We start from the raw sequence: 1569 nt of genomic DNA, 5'->3' as shown, positions 1-1569 counted from the left end.
TCGTTCCGTTGCCGCCAAAATGTCCTGAACTCAACCCGGTCGAAAATATCTGGCATCTGTGGACGCCCCTGCAAACGCAAGCGATATTTGAAAGATATAGGCACGTAGTCGGATGCTGCCATCTGTCCGGCCTTTACTGCAGCGATGGAGCTGCGGGCCTGTATGGGAGTTCGCGGACCGGAACCATATCAGTTCAGCGCACTCGCGGTGCATTGCCAGACCCTGGTTCTTCCAGCCCCGTCTCGCCGACTGTTGTGCCATACTCTCCTTCGAACCGACTACGTCTCCGACGACCTCAGGCCCGCCAGGCTCACGCCATAGCTGCGACCGGAGCTTTGTAATTCTCTTGCTTGGTGAGCAGCGCCCATACGATGCGTGCCATTTTATTCGCAAGCGCGACCGTCACCAGCATTCGCGGCTTGCGAGCCAGCATCCCCTCCAGCCAGGAGCCCTTGGGAGCTCCTTTCTTGCTTGCCTGGAGGACGACGGCGCTGCTGCCGATGATAAGCAGGCGTCTGATCGTTCGCTCGCCCATTTTTGATGTGGCGCCGAGCTTCTGCTTGCCGCCTGTCGATTTCTGCAAAGGCGTAAGGCCAAGCCAGGCGGCAAAGTCACGGCCCTTGGTGAATGTTTCGGCTGGTGGCGCCAGCGCGGCGATCGCGGTGGCCGTAATTGGCCCTATACCAGGAATGGTCATCAGCCTGCGCGCTATCTCATCTTCACGGGCGCGCGTTGCGATCTCCTTGTCGAGTTCGACGATCTTGGCATCTAGATCCGCCAGCAAATCCAGCATCAATCGGAACATGGTGCGGGCGGCGTGCGGAAGTGAACTTGCCATTTCCTCTTCCTCTAGCAGATCCGCCAGCATCGCCACATGTGATCGCCCCTTGGGCGCTACCCATCCATATTCTGTCAGATGCCCACGGATTGCATTGATGAGTTGGGTCCGCTGCCGCACCAGAAGGTCGCGAGCTCGAAAGACGAGACCTGCCGCCTGCTGCTGCTCGCTTTTCACGGCTACAAACCGCATGTTCGGTCTCTGAGCCGCCTCACAAATTGCCTCGGCATCAACCGCATCATTTTTATGGCGCTTCACGAACGGCTTTACATAAGCTGGCGGAATCAGCCTTACATCATGGCCGATATGCGCCAGTTCACGCGCCCAATGATGAGCCCCACCGCAGGCCTCCAGCGCGACCACGCATCGGGGTTGAGCGGCGAAGAACGCCAGCAGCTTGCCACGGCTGATCCGTTTGCTGAAGAGCGCGTGCCCGCGTGCATCCGCACCGTGTGCATGAAAAACTTGCTTGGCGATATCCAACCCAATTGTGCTAACTTCAGACACGGACGCCTCCTCAAGTGGTGTTTCAACACCTCCACTATGGCACATCGATGCCGCCGGGGGGCGTCCACCCCATCAGTTCATGCGCGATAACTGGCTATCCAACCGCATCTTCACGTCCCACGACAACATCGTCGACCTTTGCTGCGAAGCCTGGAACAGGCTGATCGATCAGCCCTGTTGGGGTGGACGGCCTCCGTACGGCATCAGAATGTGCCAGAGTGAGT

1 protein-coding gene is annotated in these 1569 nt (G+C 58.6%); it reads right to left on the bottom strand.

The window, feature by feature from the left end; genetic code table 11:
• Positions 1 to 310: 310 nt before the first annotated feature.
• Complete coding sequence (locus ACODR8_RS19880) at positions 311 to 1345, bottom strand: IS110 family RNA-guided transposase (protein WP_489008847.1); 1035 nt, start codon at positions 1343 to 1345, stop codon at positions 311 to 313.
• Positions 1346 to 1569: the final 224 nt, after the last annotated feature.

It is taken from the genome of Sphingobium sp. FG58 (assembly GCF_057809055.1).
This window is presented reverse-complemented; position numbering and strand designations above follow the sequence as displayed.